General features: G+C 40.3%; 16 protein-coding genes and 1 tRNA gene. 9 read left to right on the top strand and 8 right to left on the bottom strand.

What is annotated here, in order from left to right; all coding sequences use genetic code 11:
- Positions 1–90: 90 nt before the first annotated feature.
- From secA to HY841_14550, 7 genes are all read right to left on the bottom strand, one after another.
- A complete protein-coding gene (secA, locus tag HY841_14580; protein ID MBI4931982.1) occupies positions 91–3393 on the bottom strand; it encodes a preprotein translocase subunit SecA in 3303 nt (1100 codons plus the stop codon).
- A gap of 163 nt (positions 3394–3556) precedes the next feature.
- On the bottom strand, positions 3557–4255 hold the full coding sequence (locus HY841_14575) for a DUF4412 domain-containing protein (protein MBI4931981.1): 699 nt from the start codon (positions 4253–4255) through the stop codon (positions 3557–3559).
- A 34-nt stretch (positions 4256–4289) separates the two neighbouring features.
- A complete protein-coding gene (locus tag HY841_14570) occupies positions 4290–6065 on the bottom strand; it encodes a chloride channel protein (protein ID MBI4931980.1) in 1776 nt (591 codons plus the stop codon).
- Between the two features lie 102 nt (positions 6066–6167).
- On the bottom strand, positions 6168–7835 hold the full coding sequence (locus HY841_14565) for a glutamine--tRNA ligase/YqeY domain fusion protein (protein MBI4931979.1): 1668 nt from the start codon (positions 7833–7835) through the stop codon (positions 6168–6170).
- Positions 7813–8100 (bottom strand): hypothetical protein, encoded by a 288-nt coding sequence (locus tag HY841_14560; protein MBI4931978.1) that lies wholly within the window; start codon positions 8098–8100, stop codon positions 7813–7815. Before HY841_14560 ends, HY841_14565 begins: the two co-directional genes overlap by 23 nt.
- A 203-nt stretch (positions 8101–8303) precedes the next feature.
- Entirely contained in the window at positions 8304–10049 is a 1746-nt protein-coding gene (locus tag HY841_14555; protein ID MBI4931977.1) for a T9SS type A sorting domain-containing protein, read from the bottom strand.
- A gap of 31 nt (positions 10050–10080) precedes the next feature.
- The gene (locus HY841_14550; protein ID MBI4931976.1) at positions 10081–11688 is read right to left on the bottom strand and encodes a glutamate--tRNA ligase; all 1608 of its coding nucleotides are present in this window, start codon (positions 11686–11688) and stop codon (positions 10081–10083) included.
- Positions 11689–11725: 37 nt separating this feature from the next.
- Here HY841_14550 and HY841_14545 point away from each other — a divergent pair, with 37 nt between their 5' ends.
- From HY841_14545 to HY841_14510, 8 genes are all read left to right on the top strand, one after another.
- Positions 11726–12610: a class I SAM-dependent methyltransferase gene (locus HY841_14545; protein ID MBI4931975.1), complete on the top strand. Its 885-nt coding sequence runs from the start codon at positions 11726–11728 to the stop codon at positions 12608–12610.
- A 90-nt stretch (positions 12611–12700) separates the two neighbouring features.
- Positions 12701–12774, top strand: a tRNA-Pro gene (locus HY841_14540).
- A gap of 32 nt (positions 12775–12806) precedes the next feature.
- Positions 12807–15272 (top strand): TonB-dependent receptor, encoded by a 2466-nt coding sequence (locus HY841_14535; protein MBI4931974.1) that lies wholly within the window; start codon positions 12807–12809, stop codon positions 15270–15272.
- 18 nt (positions 15273–15290) lie between these two features.
- Positions 15291–16256 carry a DUF4249 family protein gene (locus HY841_14530; protein ID MBI4931973.1) on the top strand — a complete coding sequence of 322 codons (966 nt, stop codon included), beginning with the start codon at positions 15291–15293 and terminating at the stop codon, positions 16254–16256.
- Positions 16257–16266: 10 nt separating this feature from the next.
- Positions 16267–16818 (top strand): hypothetical protein, encoded by a 552-nt coding sequence (locus HY841_14525; GenBank protein ID MBI4931972.1) that lies wholly within the window; start codon positions 16267–16269, stop codon positions 16816–16818.
- 50 nt (positions 16819–16868) lie between these two features.
- Positions 16869–17819 (top strand): thioredoxin-disulfide reductase, encoded by a 951-nt coding sequence (gene trxB / locus HY841_14520; GenBank protein ID MBI4931971.1) that lies wholly within the window; start codon positions 16869–16871, stop codon positions 17817–17819.
- Positions 17820–17890: 71 nt separating this feature from the next.
- Entirely contained in the window at positions 17891–18622 is a 732-nt protein-coding gene (locus tag HY841_14515) for a hypothetical protein (GenBank protein MBI4931970.1), read from the top strand.
- On the top strand, positions 18622–19482 hold the full coding sequence (locus HY841_14510; protein MBI4931969.1) for an alpha/beta hydrolase: 861 nt from the start codon (positions 18622–18624) through the stop codon (positions 19480–19482). The genes HY841_14515 and HY841_14510 overlap by 1 nt, the downstream gene beginning before the upstream one ends.
- A gap of 12 nt (positions 19483–19494) precedes the next feature.
- On the opposite strand, the gene HY841_14505 is transcribed toward HY841_14510, so the two are convergent.
- A complete protein-coding gene (locus tag HY841_14505) occupies positions 19495–21468 on the bottom strand; it encodes a tetratricopeptide repeat protein (protein ID MBI4931968.1) in 1974 nt (657 codons plus the stop codon).
- Positions 21469–21525: 57 nt separating this feature from the next.
- Here HY841_14505 and HY841_14500 point away from each other — a divergent pair, with 57 nt between their 5' ends.
- Positions 21526–22311, top strand: a complete 786-nt coding sequence (locus HY841_14500) for a class I SAM-dependent methyltransferase (protein MBI4931967.1) — start codon at positions 21526–21528, stop codon at positions 22309–22311.
- Positions 22312–22358: the final 47 nt, after the last annotated feature.

Below are 22358 nucleotides of genomic sequence, written 5' to 3'. Positions count from 1 at the left end.
CTTATACCCTTATACCATTATACCCCCTCTCAGTATGCGACTTGGAACTTGGAATTGCCGACTGCCTACTGCCTACTGCCGACTTGGGACTTACTTCCCGTGGCAGTTCTTATACTTCTTGCCGCTTCCGCAGGGGCATGGGTCGTTGCGTCCGGTTTGTTTTTCAACGCGCACGGGCTGCTGCTTTTCTTCAGTGGTAGGATTTCCGTTCTGAGCATTTGTATTTTGCCTTGCTTCATCAATTCCCTGTCCTCTTCCTATTTTTAACCGGCTGGTGTCCATCCGTTGCGGAGCGTTTGCCTGCCGCACTTGCGCCTGTTCGCCCGGCAATGTGGCTTTCACAAGGAAAGAAATAATGTCCTTGTTCATTCTCACCAGCATTTGCTTGAAGAGGTTGAACGATTCAAATTTATAAATAAGGAGCGGGTCTTTCTGCTCGTACACCGCGTTCTGCACGCTTTGTTTCAGGTCATCCATCTCGCGCAAATGTTCTTTCCATGCATCGTCAATCATGGCAAGCATGATTCCTTTTTCCATATCCAGCACCACATGTTTCCCCTGGCTATCGTAAGATTTTTTCAGGTTGGCAACCACCTGCAATGCTTTCAATCCATCGGTGAACGGCACCACAATGTTTTCATACTGCGCTCCCTGTGTTTCGAAAACATTTTTGATGACAGGAAACGCCTGCTGAGCGATAGCTTCGCGCTTGTGCTTGTATCCGTTAAAAGCGAGTTCGTAAATTTTATGCGTGGATTCTTCGGTGGATGCCTGCAGAAATTCTTTTTCATCTATCGGACAATCCACCGACATCACTTTCAGGAGTTCATATTTCAAACCTTCAAAATCCTGCGCTGTGTGATAGTCGCTTACGGTGGCGGTGGCAACATCAAAAAGCATGTTGGCGATATCCAGCGAAAGCCGTTCTCCGAAAAGTGCGTGTCTGCGTTTAGTGTAAATCACATCGCGCTGCGAGTTCATCACGTCATCATATTCGATCAAACGTTTTCGTGTTCCGAAATGATTTTCTTCCACTTTCTTTTGCGCGCGCTCAATGGATTTTGTCACCATCGAATGCTGAATCATTTGTCCTTCTTCATGTCCCATGCTGTCCATCAGCTTCGCAATTCTGTCCGAACCGAAAAGGCGCATCAGGTTATCTTCCAGCGAAACAAAAAATTGTGATGAGCCGGGGTCGCCTTGTCTTCCTGCACGTCCGCGCAACTGCCTGTCAACGCGCCTTGATTCGTGCCGCTCCGTTCCGATGATGGCAAGACCGCCTGCGGTTTTTACTTCGGGCGTGAGTTTGATATCTGTTCCGCGCCCTGCCATGTTGGTGGCGATGGTTACGGTTCCTGAAGTGCCGGCTTCGGCAACAATCTCGGCTTCCTTCTGGTGCATCTTCGCATTGAGGACATTGTGCCGGATGCCTTTCATCTTCAGCATTCTGCTCAGCAGTTCCGAAATCTCCACCGAAGTGGTTCCAACAAGAATGGGTCTTCCTGCTTTCACCAGTTTCTCGATCTCTTCTATCACCGCGTTAAATTTTTCGCGGGTGGTTTTGTACACAAGGTCTTCCATGTCCTTGCGCACGCATTCTTTATTTGTCGGGATGACTACAACTTCCAGTTTATAAATCTTCCAGAACTCGCCTGCTTCCGTTTCCGCAGTTCCTGTCATGCCCGCGAGTTTATGATACATGCGGAAATAATTCTGAAGCGTTACAGTGGCGTAGGTCTGTGTTGCCGCTTCCACTTTCACATTTTCTTTCGCTTCAATTGCCTGATGAAGTCCGTCAGAATATCTTCTGCCGTCAAGAATACGCCCTGTCTGCTCATCAACGATCTTGATTTTTCCTTCCATCACCACATATTCCACATCTATCTCAAACAACGTATAGGCTTTCAAAAGCTGGGTGATGGTATGCACGCGCTCTGATTTAATGGCGAAATCGCGCATCAGCACTTCTTTCTTTTTTCTTTTTTCCTCTTCGGGAAGAGAAGATTTTTCTATATCGGCAATTTCTGCGCCCACATCGGGCAGCACGAAAAACTTTGCGTCATCAGAAGCGGAAGTGATGAGGTCAATTCCTTTTTCCGTTAAGTCCACCGTATTGTTCTTTTCATCGATCACAAAGTAAAGCGGAACATCTGCTTTGTGCATTTCCTTCTGCTGGTCCTGCAGATAATATCCTTCCACCTTGTGAAGAATGGCTTTGTTTCCCTGCTCGCTGAGATATTTTATGAGCGCTTTATTCTTTGGCAATCCACGGTGAGCGCGAAGGAGAGCCAGTCCGCCATCGCCTTCTTTCTCTCCTGCTTTTCCATCGGCAATTAATTTTTTAGCATCGGAAAGAATGGTATTGATGTAACTGCGCTGTGCGTTCACGAGTTTCTCCACCTTCGGTTTCATTTCCGCAAAAAGCTGGTTGTCTCCTTTTGGCGTGGGTCCTGATATGATGAGCGGTGTTCGTGCATCATCAATCAAAACAGAATCCACCTCATCCACAATGGCGAAGTGATGTCCGCGCTGAACCAGATCTTCGGGTGAGCGTGCCATGTTATCGCGCAAATAATCAAAGCCGAATTCATTGTTCGTTCCGTAAGTGATATCAGCGAGGTAAGCGTTTCTCCGCGCCTGAGAATTGGGTTCGTGATTGTCAATGCAATCTACCGTGAGCCCATGAAATTCAAACAGCGTTCCGTTCCATTCGGCATCGCGCCTTGCTAAATAATTATTTACGGTTACTAAATGCACTCCGTAGCCCGCCAGAGCGTTGAGATAAACGGGAAGGGTTGAGACCAATGTTTTTCCCTCGCCCGTTGCCATCTCTGAAATTTTCCCTTGGTGAAGAACCGCACCTCCAATAAGCTGCACATCGTAATGCACCATGTCCCAGGGAATTTCGTGTCCGCGCACAGGCCATGCGTTGTTCCATTTTGCTTTGTCTCCGCTTATCTGGATATAATTTTTTTTCGCTGCAAAATCTTTATCTGTCTGCGTGGCGGTTACTTCTAAAAATTTATTTTCCTTGAAGCGCCTGGCGGTTTCGCGAATCACAGCAAATGCTTCGGGAAGAATTTCGGTCAGGACTTCTTCTATTTTTTTCTTGATTTCTTTTTCAAGCGTATCGGCTTTTGAGTAAATGGATTCTTTCGTTTCCATGTTCTCTTCCTGCTCTCCTTGCCCTTTCAGTTCGGCAATCTCCGTTTTCTCTTTGGCAACGTAATCGGTAATTCTTTTTTTGAAATCGGCTGTTTTAGCTCTCAACTCATCATTGGAAATACCTTTAAGCTTTTCCCATTCAGCGCTCACCTGGTCCACGATAGGCCAAAGCGGCTTCAGATCACGCTCGTTTTTGTTGCCGAATATTTTTCCGATTAGTTGTAACACAGATTGTCAAATCAGGATGCCGAAGATAATCAAATTTGGTGCAGGGTGATTTGAGAAACCCAATATGGCAGGATGATAAATAATACGGGATTATTTGTCAGAGAAAAAGAAAAGATGCTGCCTGTTGTGGCAGTTCTTTATGAAATTAACTTTGAAAAGAAAATTAATGCTGACCGCCCTGCATCTTCTGCATCATTTCTTTCTGCATGCCTTCCATCGTGGTTTCCTTGTAGTCGGATGGAATCTCAAACTTGCTGTCAGCAACAGTTTCTTTGCTCACGGAGGTGGCAGTCATCTTCATGCTCATTCCATTTTGCGCCTGCACTTCATATTCAAGAGGCATTCCTTTGATGTCTTTAAACTGAGCGCCATTTTCATTGCTGCTATTCATGTGGTTTGAAATTTCTTCTGTGAACCAGATGTTGGTGGCATGCGAAGTTCCTTTTGAATCCGTAACAGTCACTTCTGCTTTTTTGCAGGAGTAGCCCGCGATGGTTTTTGTTTCGCTGGTCACATTTACTTTCACTTCCGGTTTTTTCTCTTCTTTTTTTGTAGGTTCGGTTTTGATTTTGTATTTACTGCCCATCACTTCCATCAGCATAACAGATGTATTTGTTTTGGAATCATAGATCGAAGTGGTTGTCTGCGGTCCCATGTTCATGTCGCTTCTGGATTTTGTGCCTTTGATATATATTGTTGCCGTGCTTCCCGCCATCATGCTTTTCGCCTGAGCAGGCATGCTTGAGTTGACAAAATCAATCGAGTAAACCACTTTGCCTTCAAAGTCAGAAGTTGAGCGTGTGAATGAAAACGCGATTGCTGACGCGATGAATAAGAAGAAGAGTAAGGATAATTTTTTCATAGTGTAAATTTTATTTGCGGCAAAAATAGGAAACTTAATTAAACGGTTGTTCCGATTGCTTGATGAGAAGTGAGCGGTATTTAGTAAAGATGGCTGACTTGGAAACAAAGCCGATGTATTTATTTTCTTCAGTAACCGGAAGATTCCATGAATTATAGGTATCGAATTTTTTCATCACATCATGCATTTCTTCGTTCACATCAAGAATACAGGGTGATTGCATCATCAAATCTTTCACGTGATTGGTTTCGTATTGTTCGTGATGGAACATGACTTCACGAATACTGTCAAGCAAAACAACTCCGAGCAAATGTTTGCCTTCATCCAATACCGGAAAAATATTTCTTTTTGAATGAGCAATCTTATCAACTAGCTCCCCCAGAGTATTCGTTTCTGTCACATACACAAAATCTGTTTCCACCATATTCCTTAATTTGATTTTATTCAGTACAATTTTGTCTCTGTCTCTTTTGTGCAAACCTTTCTCCACCAATTTCCTCATATAAATGGAATACGGTTCAAAATATTTGGTGATGAGATAGGAAATGGATGAAACGATCATGAGCGGAACAAATAAAACATATCCGCCCGTAATTTCCGCTATGAGAAATATGGCAGTGAGAGGAGCATGCACTACTCCGCTGAGCGCTCCAGCCATTCCAGCTACAATGAAATTGGCTTCCGTAAGCTCAATAATACCCAGAAGATTTATGGTGTGAGCGAAAACAAATCCTGTCATAGCTCCGATAAAAAGTGAAGGAGCGAATATTCCTCCGTTCCCCCCTGCGCCAATCGTAATTGACATGGCAGCAGTTTTCACAAGAATAATTATCGTAGCGATGAGAACAATAAACCATGCGTTGCCTGAAAATCCTGTAAACAAACTGTTGTTGAGCAAGAGTTCATATTTTCCCGCCAGAAGGTTTTTCACCGAATTATATCCTTCTCCGTAAAGCGGGGGAAGTATAAAAATCATTCCGCCAAGAATTACTCCACCAATGATTGCTTTCAGGTATGGTTTTTTCTTTGACTTAAAAAAACCTTCTACCAAAATGGCTGTGCGCGTAACATAAACAGAAATTAATGCCATCAATATTCCCAGCAGAATATAAAATGGAATCGCATTCATGTGCCAGCCCTTGGTGATAAGGAAAAAAAGCTGGTCTTTATAAAGAAGATTTGATAATACAGAGGCGGTTGCAGAAGAAATAAGCAAGGGAATAAAAGCGGGAATCGTGAACTCATATAGAATTACTTCCACAGCAAACAAAACTCCAGCAATCGGGCTGTTGAAGATGGCGGAAATTCCTGCGGCAACCCCGCAAGCAAGCAAAAGTGTGCGCTCGCGGTAATTCATTCCTAAATCTTTTGCCGAAACTGAACCGATGGCTGCGCCTGTGACAACAATCGGGGCTTCCAGTCCGGCAGAACCTCCAAAACCAATTGTGAGTGCACTTGTTATCATGTGCGAATAAGTTTTATCACGCTCAATATTACTCGAACGTTTCGCGATAGAAATAAGAATATTGGATACACCTCTTCCGATCTTTCCCTTTCTGAAACGCTGCACATAATAAACGGTGAGAAGAATTCCAATCAAAGGGAAAACAAAAAGAAGAAAGTTGAATTTTTCATCTTCTAAAATCCAATGAAGAAAGTGCTGGATATAATGAACTACTGTCTTTAAGAGGATGGCTGCAAGCCCCGCGACAACTCCTACAAGGATGCTGACAACAATGAGAAAATTTTTGTTGCTGATGTGGCGTTGGCGCCAAGTGTTTATTTTTTTAAGTAAATCCGAGAATTGCACAGGGCGAAAATAATTAATTCTAATGATTCGAAAAATGCGAGCGCTTCTCTTCGGCTAAGCATTGCCTCTCACTCTTGTTTTTTCTTTCTTCTGAGAAATAAATTACTTTTTCTGTTCTTTCGACCAGCCGTCTTTTAAGGCCACTGTACGGTTAAAAATTATCTTATCCGAAGAGGAATCTTTATCCACGCAAAAATATCCCTTGCGGATGAACTGAAATTTGTCTAACGGTTTTACATTTCTCAAATACGGCTCTGACAAAGCAGTTGAAATAACTTCTAAACTTTTCTCATTAAGGTAGCTTTTAAAATCTCCTCCTTCCGCCTGCGGATTTTCCACTTTAAAAAGACGATCATATAAACGTACTTCAACAGGAAAGGCTTGTGAGGAACTTACCCAGTGAATAGTTCCTTTCACAGAAATTCCGCTGGTGTCGCTTCCGCTTTTGCTTTCGGGGAAATAAGTGCAATGAATTTCAGAAATATTTCCCTTTTCATCTTTCTTAAACGATTCGCATTTCAAAATGTATGCGTGTTTTAACCGCACCATTAATCCGGGACCCAAACGGAAATATTTTTTGACAGGAACTTCCATAAAGTCATCGCGCTCAATAAAAATCTCTTTACCAAAAGGGATTTCCCGTATTCCTCCATTCTCACCTGCCTCCGGAATATTTTCTCCGATAAGCATTTCGGTTTTCCCGTCCGGATAATTATCAATAACCACTTTCACAGGATCCATCACCACCATCACACGTGTTGCAATTTTGTTCAGGTCTTTGCGAACACAATGTTCCAGCAATTCTACATCAATGATGTTTTCTCTTCTCGCAACTCCAATCACATCGCAGAAATCACGAATGCTTTCGGGTGTATAACCCCTTCTGCGAAGTCCGCTGATAGTTGGCATGCGGGGGTCATCCCATCCGCTCACGTGTTTCTCATTCACGAGCTGCAATAATTTCCGTTTGCTCATCACGGTGTAATTAAGGTTCAGCCGTGCGAATTCGAACTGATGGCTTGGAAAGATCCCCAACTTCTCAATGAACCATTCATACAGCGGGCGGTGAACTTCAAATTCCAGTGTGCAGATGGAGTGAGTGATATTTTCTATCGAATCGCTTTGCCCGTGTGCGAAATCGTACATCGGGTAAATACACCATTTATCTTTCGTGCGGTGATGCTCTACATGTTTTATTCGATACATGAACGGATCTCGCAAATGCATGTTAGGTGAAGCCATATCCACTTTTGCGCGAAGTACTTTTTCTCCATCCTTGAATTCTCCCTTGCGCATGCGTTCAAACAGATCAAGATTTTCTTCCACACCGCGGTTACGAAACGGACTTTCTTTTCCCGGTTCTGTGGGAGTTCCCTTCATGGATGCAATTTGCTCTGCTGAACAGTCATCCACATAGGCAAGTTGCTTTTTAATAAGCGTTACAGCGAATTCATACAACTTGTCAAAATAATCTGAAGCATAAAATTCATTTGCCCATTCAAACCCGAGCCACTTAATATCTTCTTTAATACTCTCTACATATTCTGTTTCTTCGGCTTCAGGATTGGTATCATCAAAGCGAAGATTAGTTTTTCCACCAAACTGTTTTGCCAGTCCGAAGTTCAGGCAAATAGATTTTGAATGACCGATGTGAAGATATCCGTTCGGCTCTGGGGGAAAACGTGTCAACACTCTTCCGGAATGTTTTCCGCTTTTTACATCTTCAGCAACTATTTCTTCTAAAAAATTAGGACCTTTTTCTGTGGTCATTTGTTTGTTTTTGAGGAAATAGGTTTTTAAGTTCTTCCTTAAATTCGGGGCAACAAGAAGTAATAATATCAATGATAGGAATAGAATTAATAACCTTAACTGATATGATTGTTGTATTATCATGTTTATGCTTGCACTTTCCGGCTCCGTATTTTTCATTAAACGTTTTACAATGTGCAAGGCAAGCGTCATCGTCAACACTGTACATCGGATGGTTTAGAGTTGATGATTTTAGGAGCGTTACATTTGGTTGAAATATAATCATAGAATAAGTTTTTATTTATTATTTGTAATAATACAATACAACAATAAATTCACTTATGCAAATTTTTTTATTTTTTTTAAAATATCAATGTACGTTATTGTACTTTTTTTCAAACTCGGATCGAGTTGTTATGCTTTCTCTAAATAATATTTTGCAGTTTCATAATCTTCCTTTTCCGATGATTAAAATGTGGAACAACTGCATTACTTTACTATCATCAACTTCTTGGAAATAATTTTTTCTCCCGATTTCATTTTAAGAAAATAAAGTCCGCTAGATTGAAAACTCAAATCAAGAGTTGTTGGTTGGTTGGTTGTTAAATTGGCAGATTGAGAAACCATTTCTCCCAACACATTATAAATTCTCATTTCATAATTTTTCTTTTGCTCATCTTCAATTTCAATTGTGAACTTACCATTTGTTGGGTTGGGATACACTAATATTTTTCCTTTTAAAGAATTGTTTTCGGCAACAGCACTCAATAAACTTATATCTAATTTATATAATTCGTAACCGGTGAAATTACAATCATCGTACGAAAAGAAAAGATTATTATTAATTCTCATGATTGATCCCGGTATCCAACTTACTTTGGGTACTGGACATGTAAGGGGGTTTAGGGAATAAATTGGAATACCACTTAGTTGATTGAGTATTTTTCCATTTGCAATAGAAAGAAAAAAGGTAGAATTACCTTTTGACCAATTATAATCACCTGTCCCGCCAAATAAGTTGGCACCATATAGGTCTTGTTGTGACACATCAACTGCCGTTGTTGAGATTGCATTATTAGTTATTAGTTTAAGAGTATCGATATATCCAGAGGATTGAATAATTCCATAACAAGAATCGCCATGATAAATTGTAGGAGGAATAGCGCCACTCATGGGACCATTGACATAATCTTGAACTATACTAGTTCCAGAACTAGTTCCGTCTGTAATCCAAACTTCTGTTCCATAGGTCTGATGGGTTGCTGTGAAATATGTATAATTATGGCTTTTATTATCAACAAATGGAAACAGACTGAAACTTACGCTAGAGCTGTAATTAAAATATGGGTTAACATCCTTTAGCAATCCTAATGTGTTAGTTGCAAAATCATAATAATATGGCTCATTTCCAATTGATGGAACAGGATTAGTGCTTGAAGAATAATACAAATATTTTCCATTTACTATTATGGATGAAGTTGGTAGTGCCCCTCCATCTAAACCAAGTGTTTTTTTGATTGGCGTCACATTGCCATTAATATCTTCTGTCAAAATAGAATCCGTATTAAAATTAAATCCATAAAGTTTATTATTATATACATATGGACTTCCTATCGGAGTGGTAGCATTCCAATAATGTTTGGGGTCACGTCCATCATATATTGGGTGGCTAATTAAATAGGGTATTGAAGAAATGGAATTTGTGTTGGGATCAAATTTTAAGATTTTACTACCCGAACCATCACCATATAAGCAACAAATATAATTTTGCATTTTGAAAAACCTTGTAGCGTAGAAAGATCCAGGAGCAGAAGGTAAAGTAAAATATTGTGTACCTGCAATTGTTCCATCTGTTTTGATAAGCTTATAAAGAGAAGACCCGTAATCTGTGCCAAATAGGTAACCTATCGAATCAATTTCCGTAAAACAACCTCCTACATTACTAGTAGAAGGAGTTGTATATGGATTCAGATCATAACTAAACGAATAACCATTTCCACCAATACTCTGATTAAGTAAGTTTGTTAGCATTATTGTCCCACTTGCTGTTCCATCAGAATAGTACAATTGAGGTCCATTAAACCCATCATCTGCAGCAAAAACTAAATTTCCTTTAAATGGATAAAGGACATGAGGATGACTATTGCCTAATCCAGGGGATATGTCTTTAACTAAAACTTGTGAGTTTACCGTAAAAGATAATAATGCAAGGACTGAAAGAAATATTTTTCTCATGCCGTAAAAGTAATGAAATATTTTCTAAATGCTATGAGAGTTTTTCTAAAGACTTTCCTATTCTTTTGATTGTTTCATCTTTTCCTAGTAATAATATAGTTTCTATTATAGTTATTCCTGAGGGAACGCCAGTTAATAGAATGCGTAACACTTGCATATCTATTGTTTTATTTTGTCCCAGTAAGTTTTCTATTTCATCAATAGCAATCCGAATGTGTTCAAAAGTCCATTCAGGTATAACTTTAAATCTATCATTTAGTTCGATATAAATGCTTTTAGAATTTTCTCTCCACTTTTTTTCTAAAACTTTCTTTGCCTGTTCATTAAAATCGGAAGGCGCAACGAAAAAATAATTCCCTAAACTCCAGAATTCGTTAGGAAAGGAAGCTTTTTCTTTTACGAGATGGCACACTTCTTTAATATATGAATTATCATTGTTAAGCTCCTGTATTCCAAGTTTTAATCTTATTTCTTCTGATTCATTAGGGAAAACATTTAAGAGTTTTTCTTTTACGACAGGTAAGAATATTTTTGCTAATTCTTCATCGCTCCTCGTTCTGAGATACTGCTGGTTGAACCACTTTGCTTTTTCGGGATTAAAGTGCGCTCCTCCTTTATGGATATGTTCAAAAGAAAATTCCTTTATCAATTCCTCCATCGAAAAAATCTCCTGTTCCGTACCTGGATTCCATCCCAGCATTGCAAGCATATTCACAAATGCGTCAGGAAAATATCCTGCTTCTCTGTAGCCCGAAAATTTTTCTGTCTTTCCTGTTTTTGTATCAGGAAATTCTCCGTTCAATGGAAAAACGGGAAACCCTAATCTATCTCCATCACGCTTTGAAAGTTTTCCGTTTCCGTCAGGTCGCAGCAGCAAAGGCAAGTGCGCGAACTCAGGCATTACTTGTTTCCATCCGAGATATTCATAGAGCAAAACATGAAGCGGAGCCGATGGCAGCCATTCTTCTCCCCGAATTACGTGCGTGATCTTCATTAAATAATCGTCCACCACATTCGCGAGATGATACGTGGGCATTCCATCGCTCTTGAATAAAACCTTATCATCTATCTGAGAACTTTGAACTATAACTTGTCCGCGAATGATATCGTTCAAACGAATTTCTTCATCCGCAGGAATTTTTATCCGAATGACATAATGTTCACCGGCAGAAATTCTTTTTTTCACTTCCTCTTCAGAAAGGGAAAGAGAATTTTTCATACTCATGCGTGAAACTGAACTGTACAAAAAACCTCCACCTGCTTTTTCCTCTTTTTTGCGGATTGCTTCCAATTCTTCCGAAGTGTCAAAAGCATAATACGCTTTGCCTTCGCTTACGAGATTCTCAGCGTATTGGCGATACAAATCTTTTCTTTCACTTTGGCGATAAGGAGCATAATTCCCGTTTCCGAAACCGACTCCTTCATTCGGTTCAATGCCAGACCATTTCAATGCTTCAATCACATACGCTTCAGCCCCGGGAACAAAACGGTTTTGGTCAGTGTCTTCTATCCTGAGAATAAAATCTCCTCCGTGCTTTTTCGCAAAAAGAAAATTGTACAAAGCAGTGCGAACTCCTCCAATATGTAACGGACCGGTCGGACTGGGTGCAAAACGTACTCTGACTTTTCTTTCTGACATTATGTGTTAATGAAGCGCAAAGATATATTTTTGCGCCATGTTACTCTTATCTCCCAACAGCTTCCCTGATTACGAACTCATAGACTGCGGTGATTTTGAAAAGCTCGAACGCTTTGGAAAATATATTACGATTCGCCCGGAACCACAGGCTGTGTGGAGCAAAAAACTTTCTCATTTAGAATGGCAGAAGACTGCGCACGTAAGTTTTTTTCAAATCGGCAGTAACTCAGGTGAATGGCAGAAGTTGAAGGATATACCGGACAAATGGCAAATAAGTTACAAAGCGCTAAGTCTCAACTTCAAACTTTCTCTTACATCTTTCAAGCACGTAGGAATTTTTCCTGAGCAAGCAGTGAATTGGGATTATATCTATGATTCTGTTCAACGCCTCACCCCCAACCCCTCTCCTCGAGGAGAGGGGAGAGTGAAATTTCTCAATCTCTTTGCTTACACTGGCGCTGCTTCTCTCGCTGCGAAATCTGCCGGTGCAGATGTAACACATCTTGATTCTGTAAAACAAGTGGTAACATGGGCGAGAGAAAATATGGAACTCAGCGGACTTACTGATATCCGCTGGATAGTCGAAGACGCTTTGAAGTTTGTAAAACGGGAAGTGAAGCGCGGAAATAAATATCAGGGAATTATTCTTGACCCGCCTGCGTTTGGCAACGGACCTGACGGAGAAAAATGGAAGTTGGAAGATGACATACAGGAAATGATGAGGAATGTTTTACAGTTATTGGATGAGAAAAATCATTTCATGATTCTCAATGCCTACTCGCTGGGGTTTTCACCCGTCATTATCGAAAATCTTCTCAAAGATTTTGCGAAAGATAAATTGGAAACAGGAGAACTTTATCTTCAGTCAAAAACAAACCTGAAATTACCGCTGGGAGTTTTTGGAAGGTTCAGGAGTTTATAGGGACATAATTTCTCACTTTCGCTTCACATAATTTCTATTTTTGCACACCCTATTCAATTGTTCTTTTTATTTTTTTTCTCGAATTTTTTTCGGGATGTAGCGCAGTCCGGTAGCGCACTCCCTTGGGGTGGGAGAGGTCGCAAGTTCAAATCTTGTCATCCCGACTTTTTTTTGCAACGTGAAAATATTATTTCCCATAGTATTTCTTTTTTTCTTCTCTTCTGATTTATTTTCTCAGGAGCAGGTACAAAAGTTTACCATCAGTGGATATATAAAAGAAGAAGCCACCGGAGAATTTTCCATTGGTTCGAATGTCTACCTCAAAAAGAAAAACTCCACAGAAGACCGCAAAGGTGTGGTGACAAACGCTTACGGATTCTTTTCTATTACACTCGAAAAAGGCGAATATCAAATGACTGTGAATTACATCGGCTTTGAGGATTATAAAAAAGACATTACCCTTGATAAAGACATTCGCCTGAATGTCGCGATGAAAGAAAAAGCGGTTGTGGGAAAAGAAGTGGAGATTGTAGGTGAAAAAAGTGATGAGAACGTTCAGAAAAGCGAAATGGGTGTAATCACACTCGAAGTTGACAAAATAAAAGCCCTGCCGTCTTTCATGGGAGAGATGGATATTCTGAAAACGATTCAGCTTCTTCCCGGAGTTCAATCCACCGAAGGCAATACAGGTTTTTACGTTCGAGGTGGCGGTCCTGATCAGAATTTGGTTTTGTTGGATGAAGCAGTAGTTTATAATACTGGGCATCTCTTCGGTTTTTTTTCTGTGTTTAATGGAGATGCGGTAAAAAATATTGAGCTCTACAAAGGAAACATGCCTGCGCAATATGGCGGACGGCTTTCGTCCGTGCTTGATGTGCAAATGAAAGACGGCAATTCACAAGGCGTTCACGCAGATGGTGGCATCGGAATCATTGCTTCACGATTAACCATTGAAGGACCGATTAAAAAAGACACTTCTTCATTTCTTGTTTCTGCAAGGAGAACATACATTGATATTCTTACAAAACCGTTCACAAAAAAAAGCGCGTTCAGCGGTTCGGCATATTATTTTTATGATCTGAACATGAAACTGAATTACCGCTTATCTGATAAAGACAGATTGTTTCTCAGCGGATATTTCGGCAGAGATGTTTTTACTTTTTCTGATGGAAGTGAAAACAAAGCAGACCAGTTTAAAGTGAGCATGCCGTGGGGAAATGCCACCACCACACTGCGCTGGAATCATCTAATCACTCAAAAACTTTTCATGAACACTTCAGCCATCTTCAGCGATTATAAATTTGAATTCGGAGCAAAGCAAAGCGGGTTTGAGTTCAAATTGTTTTCCGGCATCCGGGACTGGAATGCGAAAATTGATTTTGGATATTTTCCGAATGTGAAGCACAACATAAAGTTCGGAGCGAATTACATTTATCATACTTTCATTCCCAATCAGGCGAGCGCAAAGGCAGGTGATGTTGAAATTGATTTGGGCGAAGCGCCAAAACTTCATGCGCACGATGCAGCAGTTTATCTGGCAGATGATTTTGACATCACGGATAAAATCCGTCTTAACGCGGGTCTTCGCTATTCTTATTTCATGCAGGTGGGTCCGTTTGAACGATATATAAAAAGTCCCGTTACTAATCAAATCATAGATACAATTAAATATAAAACAGGAGAAAAAATTGCTGACTATGGCGGACTTGAACCGCGTGCATCTATTCGTTATACACTCAACAAAAAGTCTTCCATCAAGGCTGGCTTTGCGCAGAATTACCAATACATACATCTTGCTTCTATTTCTTCCGTTTCACTTCCTACTGATTTGTGGATTCCCAGCACATCCGTCATCAAGCCGCAGTTCAGCACGCAGTATGCACTGGGCTATTTCAGAAATTTTATGGAGGATAAATTTGAAACTTCTGTGGAAGTTTATTACAAAGACATGCGCAATATGATTGAGTTCAAGGAAGGATCATTGCCCGATCAGAATGTCAAGGATAATGTTGACAATGCATTCACTTTCGGAAAGGGATGGTCATATGGAGCGGAATTTTTTCTGAAGAAGCGAACGGGCAGATTTACAGGATGGGTGGGCTACACGCTTGCCTGGACGTATCGGCAGTTTGATTCCATCAACCTTGCAAAAATTTTTCCTGCTAAATATGACCGAAGACATGACGTTTCCATAGCGCTCACGTACGATTACAATTCACGTTTTACTTTCGGAAGCATTTTTGTTTTTGCCACCGGAAATACAGCCACGCTTCCTGTTTCGTGGTATATAATAGAAGGGCAGATGGTTCCCGAATACGGAGAACGAAATTCTTTCCGCATGAAGCCGTATCATCGCTTGGATCTTTCCGTTACATACAATCCTGAAAGAGTAAGAGCCCTTGCGCGCCAGAAACATCGCTGGGAAAAACGTATGCAGAAAAAAAATATTGACATTGTCGGGAAAGAAATTCCTTCGAAATGGTACAGAAACATTCAAAGCAGCTGGGTGCTGTCAGTTTACAATGTATATAACCGATATAACCCTTACTTTATTTATTTTCAAAACTCGGGAACCATTTATGATGGAACGCTGGATGTGAAAGCAAAACAGGTTTCTCTCTTTCCTGTTCTTCCATCAATAACATGGAACTTTAAATTCTGAAAAAACTGATTCAAACGGATGAAAAACAGATTCAACAGATTTTCCTGCTGCTTGCTACTTGCTGCTTGCTTCTTTCATTCATCTTGTCAGAAAGAAATCACTGTTGACCTTCCTGATTCGAAAGAAAAAATATGTGTGGAAGGAAAAATCGAACCGGAACTCCCCCCCTATGTGATTCTCACTAAGAACATGCCCTACTTTGGACAGACAGATGCAAACACGCTTCAGAATATATTTCTTCACAATGCAATTGTTATTATTTCGAATGGAACCATTAGCGATACATTACAAGAATATTGCTCGCAAAGTTTGCCCGATTCGCTTTTGCCGATTGTTGCCACATTCACAGGAGTTGATACGGCTTCGCTCCAGCTTTTTAATTATTGTATTTACACTACGTTCAATATTTCATTATGGGGGAGCATCGGTAAAACTTACAATCTTACTGTTGATTATAATGGAAAACATCTGACGTCATCAACAACTATCCTGAATCCTGTTCCGCTCGACAGCACATGGAGCAAATATTACAAGACAAGTGATGAAGGCGATTCGCTCGGTTTTGTTTTCGCGCATCTCACGGAGCCTGCTTCCGAAGGAAACGCATATCGGTGGCTGGCGATGAGAAAAGGGAAGGACTTTAGTTTTCAGGCTCCGTTTGGCGCAGTGTTTGACGACAAGTTTGTGAACAATCAGAGTTTTGATTTTGCATACAACAGACCCATTCCCGCTAACCAGCCAATCCCGCAGGATGAACTGGATGAAGTAGGATATTACAAAGCGGGCGATACAGTTATTGTAAAGTTTTGCATTATTGATCGTGCTGTTTTTGATTTCTACAGGCAGATGGATGTTGCAATTTCAAGCCAGGGGAATCCGTTTGCCGCACCAACATCTGTTCCGAGCAATGTTTATCCGCGTGAAGAAGCGCTGGGTGTTTGGTGTGGTTACGGAGTTTTTATCGATACTGTAATTTTCAAATGACAGATTACGAATGATTATCAACTTGTTCAGAAAAATAGTTTTCTTATTAATAATTTTCTCGTTGTTTTCATGTAGTTCTCAGAAAAATTATGTCAGTGAAAAAGAAAATTGGTATAAGATGCTTTCGCATTGTCCCTGTGAAAATCCGGATTTGAATGGACTGAAAACAAATGACGGTTGGGCAAGAGAGCGTCTGCATTCTGAAATGGGTTTTCTTCAGAAAACATTTGCCGGCAAAAAAGATTTTACATTTTTTCATCCCGGTGCCACAACATCTTTTCGTTCTTATCCTTATGTAGTCACGTACATCAACGGAAAAAAATTCAAATCTGGGCAACAATGCGCGTATGACGAAAAAGGAAAACTCATTATTACCGGACCTGCCGCGGGAACGCCCGATAAATCTTCTCCCTCCATCGGAGAAAATAAAAAAGGATTGCTGAAGATTAATGTTTTTCGTGTAATGAAACATGTAAAATATGATTCCAGTCCTTGGAAGGCGGAAGAGTGGGCAACCTATCACAAATTCTGGCCGCCTGATAAAGGAATAAACTGTAAATAAATTTTACCATTCATGTTCTTATACCTTTTACATTTGTTCTCCTGATTTATATGAGCAATCAATCTGAAAAAATAAAATGCTTAATCATCGGCTCCGGTCCTGCCGGATACACTGCGGCAATTTATGCCGCACGTGCCGATTTAAAACCTGTGATGATTGCCGGCATGGAACCGGGCGGACAGTTAATGACGACTACTGAAGTAGAAAATTATCCAGGCTATCCGAAAGGGATTCAGGGACCTGAGATGATGGAAGATTTCCGCAAGCAGGCGGAACGTTTCGGAACAGATATCCGCTATGGATTTATTTCATCGGTAGATTTTTCTTCGCGTCCTTTTAAAGTTGTGGTGGATGAAAAGCAAACTATTCTTGCGGAAGCTGTAATTATTTCTACAGGAGCAACTGCAAAGTGGCTGGAGATTGAATCAGAACAGCGATTACGAAAACTCAGCGGAGGTGTTTCTGCCTGCGCGGTGTGCGATGGTTTTTTTTTCAAAGGACAGGATGTTGCAATTGTCGGAGGAGGAGACACAGCCGCAGAAGAAGCTACCTATCTTTCAAAGTTGTGCCGAAAAGTTTACATGATTGTGCGAAAAGATTTTCTTCGAGCTTCAAAAGCAATGCAGCGCAGAGTGGAAAATACGGCCAACATTGAATTGCTTTACAACCATGCAACAGCAGAAGTGCTCGGAGAAACAGGCGTAACAGGAGCGCTGGTTAAAAATGTGAAAACGGGTGCAGAAAGAAAAATAGACATTACTGGTTTTTTTGTTGCCATCGGTCATCAGCCCAATACTTCCATTTTCAAAGGGCAGATTGATATGGACGAGCAAGGATACATTAAAACAATTCCCGGCACAACAAAAACGAATATTGAAGGAGTGTTTGCCAGCGGAGATGTCCAGGATAAAACATATCGGCAGGCAGTTACAGCAGCGGGAAGCGGCTGTATGGCTGCGCTGGATGCAGAGCGATGGCTTGCCTTAATGGGAATTCATTAATATTTCTAAACGGAAATTTATTAGTTTTATTCCCATAATAATTGGGAACGAAATTTGCCATTAACATTGGTATGACAAGAAAATCTATTCTATATTCTTTTCTTTTTATTTCTTTTCATTTTTCATTTCCTCTGTGTTATGCTCAGATAAAGCACGGTGAGACGTATGAATTAAATGATGTTTACGATTCCGCTTACGGCATTAACGCGTATGAAGCGCTGAATTTCGGCATTGGCGGAGATTCTACGCGAAACGATGGAAAGGGATATGCCGCTCAGGGATGGATTGAAGATATTTATCCCGATGGAAAAACTCTTCATAAAGGATATTACATTGACGGACAGTTGAAAGCATACAAGAATTTTTTTCCAAACGGACAGGTTGAAAGAGAATTCAAAATGACAGACTTGAACAAAAGTGCCATGAATGTGTTTTATCAGGACGGGAAGCCCCGTTCAAGTATAGTTTATATTGGAAGCAATGTGATTAAGGAAGAAGATTATTATTCGAGCGGACAGCTTGAGTACATAGAAGAATATGATAAGAAGGGGGAATATTATACGCAGCGGAAATTTTATAGCCAGAACGGAAAACCCACTTCCCTTCTCGAACTAACTGATCCGAAACGAAAAATTTATTCGAGCAAAGAATATTACGACAGTGGAAATATTAAAGAAGAAGGACCGATGATATACAATGAAGCAATGGGCGATTATCAGAAAAACGGCAAATGGAAATTTTATGATGAAAACGGGAAACTGAAGGAAGAAAAAAGTTTCGCAAAAGGGGAGGAAGGCGAATAGTGAAACGGTTTCTGAAAATATCTTTCATCTTTATTATATTTTCTTTTTTTCTTTATTCATCCTGCTCTACTTCTAAATTCTTTTATTATCCCGATAAAGAAGTCATTTATTCTCCTGATACTTTCAAGTGCCGGTATGAAGAGGTGAATTTCAAAGCGCCTGACGAAAACACACTCAACGGCTGGTTCATCAAACCGAAAAGCGATACAGTAAAAATAATAGCAACCATTTTATTTCTTCACGGCAATGGTGGAAATATCGGCTATCAGTTTGCCCCGCTCGCCTTGCTTGCACAAAACGGTTTTCAGGGATTAGTGTTTGATTATGTGGGTTACGGAAAATCAGAAGGAAAGCCATCGCAGGAAAAAGTTTTGAATGATGCAATGAGAGCCGTTGATTATATGGTCGGCAGAAAGGATGTGACGAATACAAAACTTATTTTATTCGGACAATCACTTGGCGGTCATCTCGCCTGCGTGGTGGCAGGAAAACTGCATGAACAATATGCAGGCAAAATTCCGATTGATGCTTTGGTGATTGAAGGAGCATTCACCGGACATGAGGAAATTGCTGCTTATCATGGAAAGAAAAGTTATTTTGCTCCTGGATTTCTTACCCGTGCGCTTGTTCCGAGCAAATACGATGCAATAGAGTACATAGGAAAAATTCCAGAACCCAAACTCGTCATTCACAGCACCGAAGACAAGGTATGCCCGTTTTTTATGGGAAAAGAACTTTTTGAAAAAGCCATAGATCCAAAAGAATTCTGGGAAATAAAAGGCAGCCACATTGCAGCCTGCAGATTATATCCGAACGAGTTTGTGAAAAAATTTACAGAAATTATTTCTACAAGAAAATAATTTCTCCTCTTGTTATTTTGGAAGATTCTTCTTAGCCCATTCCAGATTGTTTTTTGCAAGCTGAAAGTTCGAATCTATTTCTATGGCTTTTGAACAAGCTGCCATTGCTTTCTCCCATTCTTCCATAGCATTGTACGCGCTGCACATGTTGTTGTAGGCAAGCGCAAAGTTGGGATGAAGCTCCAGTGCTTTCTCGCAGGCGTTTATGCATTCTTTGTACATCCCGTTTCTGTAATAGGCAAGACTAAGTTCGATATAATTTTCTGCCGTAGGATTTTCCTGAGTGTACTTTTCAATTTTTTTTATGTAATCCCCGGTGTTTTCGCCCTGTACTGCTGATAGCGAATTCAGGTATTGAGTAATGCCTGAATGCCCAGGGCTGATTTCATGTCCTTTTTTCAATTGAGAAATTGCTTCGCCTGTCCTGCCTTGTTTTTGAAGGAAGCGTGCATAGAAAAAATAACTGTCAGGCACATTCGGCTGATAACGGATGGCATTGAGAAAATACTCTTCCGCTTCTTTTGGATAGCCCATGGCATCGCGCAAGATTCCCATGTTGATATGGATGTAAGCCCAATAGGGCATCAGTTCAAGAGCGCGTTTGAAATACGGCAGCGTTTCTTCATATTTTCCTTTAGCCATCAGCGTTAATCCGTAATTCATTTGTCCTCTTCCGTTCTTAGGACTTTTCAGCGTAACATCAAGCCAAAGTTTTTCAGAGGAGCTCCAGATTATATTGCGCTGATAAGTGCCATAAGCGTGAAGTGAAATAACGGCAAGATAAAGTGTGAAAAATATTTTCGGAATATATTTATGCTTTATTGTTTTTTCTTCATAGCGTAAATACAATAACCGCAGCCACCACCCTAAACTCAATACCAGCCCGATGTTAGGAAAGAATGCTCGGTGGTCATTTGCAATCTGCCCTGCAGGCAAAAAACTTGAAGTGGGGGCTAGCGCGATAAAAAACCAGAGTATTCCAAATGCAATCGGGCGTTTTTTTTCATCGGCAGAAGTAATAAACGCAACCACCACAAGAAATAAAAGAATGGTCAGGCATAGGAGAACTTTTCTGTCGAGCAGAGAATTGTAAATTCCAAAATCAGGGTCAGCGCTGAGGTCAAGAGGGAGAATAAAGTTGCCGATGTAATGAACGATAACCACCCATTGCGTTCTGAAATATTCCCACACACCGTAAGGAGAGTCTCCACCCATAAATGTAGCTTCAGATGTAATCTTTTTCTGGATTAACATGAATAATCCGAAAGAAAAAATAAGAGCAGGAATAGATTTTACGAATGCCTTAAAAGACTGCTTCACTTTTTTCAAAAGAATAAAATCAATCAACGAAACTTTTTCCTCAAAAAACAAAATATAGAAAAACAGCATAATGCCGAACATGGCGCCTGTTTCTTTTGTACCCACTCCAATTGCTGCCGGAATCAGATACAGGAAGTATTTTTTTGTTTTCGGAATCATATACAAAAGGAAAGCAGCAACTATGCATAGGGTAGATAAAGAATCACATCGCTCAATAATGTAATTGATGGTTTCTGCATTGACTGCATGAAGCCCGTAAAACCCGGTGAAGAGCAGTGCAAAGAATTTGTTTTTGTCAGATGGGAGAGAGGTGTCCAAAATTTTTTGAAACATAAAAAATAACAGTACCAGCAGAATAAGGTAAGAAAGAAAAATATCCGCATGAAAATATACAGGATTAAGTCCGCCAGCCAGCCAGTAATCAATGGCATTCAACGAAACAAGTATGGGGCGATAGCCCTGATTGCCGGGGTTGGTTCCGAAATATTTTATGTCTGTAAAAAAAAGAGGGATGTTTTTTACATCTCGTATGTATTCGTTATTTACAATGGTATGCGAATCATCAAACTCAAAACCATTGCTGAAGTGATTGGAATAAGCAACGCATAAAAGCAAAAGTAAGGCAATCGCTAAGCCGATTAAAGAAGATCTTTTTGTATTTATCACCTGATGTTATTCGAATATACGGTGCAAAATTATTATTTTTACCCAATAATTTATTTTATGGAAGTTCAAACAGAATCTGTCACAGAAAAGCATACCTACCAGTTAGGGTTTTCAGAGATGTATGCCGATGATATGTACAATAAAACCGGACGTCTGCAAAAAGCAAACAAAGCTATTTCTGTATTAAGAGACTATTTGGGAGAGTTGAATAACCTTACTGCTCTTGATATAGGCTGCTCAACCGGAATAATGACTAATTATTACGCCCCTCATTTTAAAAATATTACTGGCGTAGATATTGACGAGCCAGCGGTTATATATGCTGAAGCAAACAAGGAAAATAATAATTCGAAATTTTTTGTTGCTGATGCCATGAATACAAAACTGCCTGCAAATAATTTTGATGTAATTTTTTGTGCCAACGTATATGAGCACGTACCGGATACAAAAAAAATGCTTCATGAAATAAGCAGACTTCTAAAACCTGGCGGAGTATGTTACTTTGCAGCGGGAAACAGATTAGTATGGAAGGATGGCGAATACCGCCTCCCTCTGCTGACTGTAGTTCCAAAATCATGGGCGCATCTTTATCTTAAAATGCTGGGAAAAGGAAATTATTATTACGAGACTCACTTTACCTATTGGACTTTAAAAAAAATGGTTTCTGATTTTGATTTGACAGATTACACTAAAAAAATTATTAAAAACCCGGTGAAATATTGCGCTACAGAAATGATAAAACAAGGATCTTTTAATGACCCCGGCATGAACTCCCTGTGGTCTTGCCACAGGGATGAAATGCCGTTGCGCGAAGCGCAAAAGAGTATGTTTACTTCATGGTAGACACGAGCGAGGAGATATGGTACTGGCATCACAATGTATCGGAGTGT

This window comes from Bacteroidota bacterium (genome assembly GCA_016213405.1).
In the GTDB taxonomy this organism is placed as follows: Bacteria; Bacteroidota; Bacteroidia; order Palsa-948; family Palsa-948; genus Palsa-948.
This window is presented reverse-complemented; position numbering and strand designations above follow the sequence as displayed.

What these genes read in the sequence shown, in the direction of transcription:
- trxB (MBI4931971.1), top strand. Translation starts at nt 16,869, where the DNA reads ATGAGCAATCAATCTGAAAAAATAAAATGCTTAATCATCGGCTCCGGT.
- HY841_14555 (MBI4931977.1), bottom strand. Translation starts at nt 10,049, where the DNA reads ATGAGAAAAATATTTCTTTCAGTCCTTGCATTATTATCTTTTACGGTA.
- HY841_14525 (MBI4931972.1), top strand. Translation starts at nt 16,267, where the DNA reads ATGATTATCAACTTGTTCAGAAAAATAGTTTTCTTATTAATAATTTTC.
- HY841_14545 (MBI4931975.1), top strand. Translation starts at nt 11,726, where the DNA reads ATGTTACTCTTATCTCCCAACAGCTTCCCTGATTACGAACTCATAGAC.
- HY841_14565 (MBI4931979.1), bottom strand. Translation starts at nt 7,835, where the DNA reads ATGACCACAGAAAAAGGTCCTAATTTTTTAGAAGAAATAGTTGCTGAA.
- HY841_14550 (MBI4931976.1), bottom strand. Translation starts at nt 11,688, where the DNA reads ATGTCAGAAAGAAAAGTCAGAGTACGTTTTGCACCCAGTCCGACCGGT.
- HY841_14515 (MBI4931970.1), top strand. Translation starts at nt 17,891, where the DNA reads ATGACAAGAAAATCTATTCTATATTCTTTTCTTTTTATTTCTTTTCAT.
- HY841_14560 (MBI4931978.1), bottom strand. Translation starts at nt 8,100, where the DNA reads ATGATTATATTTCAACCAAATGTAACGCTCCTAAAATCATCAACTCTA.
- HY841_14500 (MBI4931967.1), top strand. Translation starts at nt 21,526, where the DNA reads ATGGAAGTTCAAACAGAATCTGTCACAGAAAAGCATACCTACCAGTTA.
- HY841_14575 (MBI4931981.1), bottom strand. Translation starts at nt 4,255, where the DNA reads ATGAAAAAATTATCCTTACTCTTCTTCTTATTCATCGCGTCAGCAATC.
- HY841_14530 (MBI4931973.1), top strand. Translation starts at nt 15,291, where the DNA reads ATGAAAAACAGATTCAACAGATTTTCCTGCTGCTTGCTACTTGCTGCT.